The organism is Christensenella sp. (assembly GCF_034927525.1).
In the GTDB taxonomy this organism is placed as follows: Bacteria; Bacillota; Clostridia; order Christensenellales; family Christensenellaceae; genus Christensenella.
In genome coordinates this window covers 1-2,138 of the sequence record NZ_JAYFPU010000322.1, presented here as the reverse complement: position 1 = coordinate 2,138, position 2,138 = coordinate 1, and the positions used below count along the sequence as shown (strand labels likewise).

At 45.4% G+C, this 2,138-nt stretch carries 4 protein-coding genes; 1 reads left to right on the top strand and 3 read right to left on the bottom strand.

The window, feature by feature from the left end; genetic code table 11:
* Positions 1-135 precede the first annotated feature (135 nt).
* The gene (locus tag VB081_RS12935; protein WP_323401194.1) at positions 136-450 is read right to left on the bottom strand and encodes an EamA family transporter; all 315 of its coding nucleotides are present in this window, start codon (positions 448-450) and stop codon (positions 136-138) included.
* Positions 451-463: 13 nt separating this feature from the next.
* Positions 464-829, bottom strand: coding sequence for an EamA family transporter (locus VB081_RS12930; protein ID WP_323401193.1), 366 nt, complete (start codon positions 827-829; stop codon positions 464-466).
* Positions 830-993: 164 nt separating this feature from the next.
* On the opposite strand from VB081_RS12930, the gene fba reads away from it, so the two are divergent.
* Positions 994-1,923, top strand: a complete 930-nt coding sequence (fba, locus tag VB081_RS12925) for a class II fructose-1,6-bisphosphate aldolase (protein ID WP_323401192.1) — start codon at positions 994-996, stop codon at positions 1,921-1,923.
* A 56-nt stretch (positions 1,924-1,979) separates the two neighbouring features.
* Here the strand turns inward: fba and VB081_RS12920 are convergent.
* A partial coding sequence (locus tag VB081_RS12920) for a GDP-mannose 4,6-dehydratase (RefSeq protein WP_323401195.1) occupies positions 1,980-2,138 on the bottom strand: 159 nt, incomplete at its 5' end.

Below are 2,138 nucleotides of genomic sequence, written 5' to 3'. Positions count from 1 at the left end.
AAACCGTTAATACCAACTTTAATAGCCATAATAGAAATATCCTCCTAAAAAATATTTGATATACATTAAACTTTTGCGTACATCTTACATTATATTTGATTCCAGTGCGTTTTGCAACAGCTTTCGATCACTTTTTCACAGACAGAAAACCACCAGTCCGGCAACGATCAAAATGTTGCCGATGATCTTCTTTTTTGTTAACTTTTCCTTTAGAATCCCACAGCTCAGAATCGCAACTATTACAAATCCTACCGACTCGATCGCAGGACCATACTTGTAATCCATTCCCGTATATGCCCATACTGCAAACAGCATAGACACTAAAAGCATGACATATCCCAGAATAACACGCCAGTTAAGATACTGCTTCCAGAAGCCACCATACTCAATGTTGGCGCTGGTTTTCAATAAAACTTGTGAGAATGCGGCAATCGTTACACCGCATAACATAATAATAAAACTGCTAACGCTCAGCATCTGTATTCACCAACATCGCGCCCGCAATAATCAAAGCCGTACCGATTACATTGTACACGGTGATCCTTTCCTGAAAAATAAGCACCGCCCAAACCATCGACCATATCGTGGCAAGCGAACGATTGGCATAAGCCACATGCAAATCAAATTTTTTAAGCGCCTGCTGCCAAAGCAACGCATATACACCTAATACCGCGACATCCAAAACAACAAAGATAATGAACATCGTGGACATAAATGCATTTCCATTTGTCGCCATCTTTCCGAACACGCCGGAAAAAGTATATACAATGATGATCAATTGCAAGAAAACAATACTTCGCCAGTCTGTTTTCTTCCTCGTTTGCTCCATACTCCCTAACCTCCTCAGCACATTCTATGCTACTTTTTTGTTTTCCGTCTGTCAATAGGCCTTTTCATGAACATTTCCCTGTTTGGGCGGTTGTTATTTTGCCCATCAAATAGTATAATTATTTTGTCTTAGCATGTATCAATATTTTTAAGGAGGATTTTGTCATGCCATTAGTTACCACGACAGAAATGTTTAAGAAGGCTTACGACGGCGGTTATGCCATCGGCGCTTTCAACGTAAACAACATGGAGATCGTCCAAGGAATCACAGGTGCCGCAAAAGAGCTCAACGCACCGCTGATCCTGCAGGTCTCCAAGGGCGCGCGCAACTACGCAAACCCAATCTATCTCACCAAGCTGGTGGAAGCGGCCCTTGAGGATACCGGCCTGCCGATCTGCCTGCATCTTGACCACGGCGACAGCTTTGAAACGTGCAAATCCTGTATCGACAGCGGTTTCACATCCGTCATGATCGATGGTTCCCATCTTTCTTTTGAGGAAAACATTGCTGTTACAAAACGCGTGGTAGAATATGCACATGACCGCGGCGTTGTTGTAGAGGGCGAACTCGGCCGTCTTGCCGGCGTAGAGGACGAAATTCAGGTATCCCACGAAGATTCTTCCTACACAAGACCGGAAGAAGTATACGAGTTTGCTACTAAAACAGGCGTTGACAGCCTTGCGATCGCGATCGGCACGAGCCACGGCGCGTTCAAATTCAAAGGCGAACCCGTACTCCGCTTTGACATCCTTGAGAAAGTAACAGAGATCCTTCCGGGTTTCCCGATCGTTCTTCACGGCGCATCTTCCGTTATTCCGGAATTTGTCGATATGATCAATGAATACGGCGGCAGTATGCCTGGTGCACAGGGCGTTCCGGAAAACCTGCTTCGTCAGGCAGCACAAAGCGCGGTTTGCAAGATCAATATCGATTCCGATCTTCGCCTCGCAATGACAGGGACGATCCGCAAGCACTTTGCAGAACATCCGTCCGATTTTGATCCGCGCCAGTATCTGACGCCTGCGCGTGACGCGATCAAAGCAATGGTTGCACACAAAATCGTAGATGTTCTTGGCTGCGACAACAAAGCATAAATTTAACAAAATCAAAAAAGACCTTTGCAATATGCAAAGGTCTTTTTATGTTCCAATCAATATCCATTCGGGTTCTTGCTCTGCCAGTTCCAGCTGTCCCGGCACATAGCGTCGATATCATATTTCGCCGTCCACCCAAGCTCTTTTTTTGCAAGCGAAGCATCTGCGTAACAAACAGGGACATCGCCTTCCCGCCGCGGTGCCATTTCATATTT

Bases quoted from the DNA above. Each gene is read 5' to 3' on its own strand.
- VB081_RS12935 (WP_323401194.1), bottom strand. From the start codon at position 450: ATGTTATGCGGTGTAACGATTGCCGCATTCTCACAAGTTTTATTGAAA.
- VB081_RS12930 (WP_323401193.1), bottom strand. From the start codon at position 829: ATGGAGCAAACGAGGAAGAAAACAGACTGGCGAAGTATTGTTTTCTTG.
- fba (WP_323401192.1), top strand. From the start codon at position 994: ATGCCATTAGTTACCACGACAGAAATGTTTAAGAAGGCTTACGACGGC.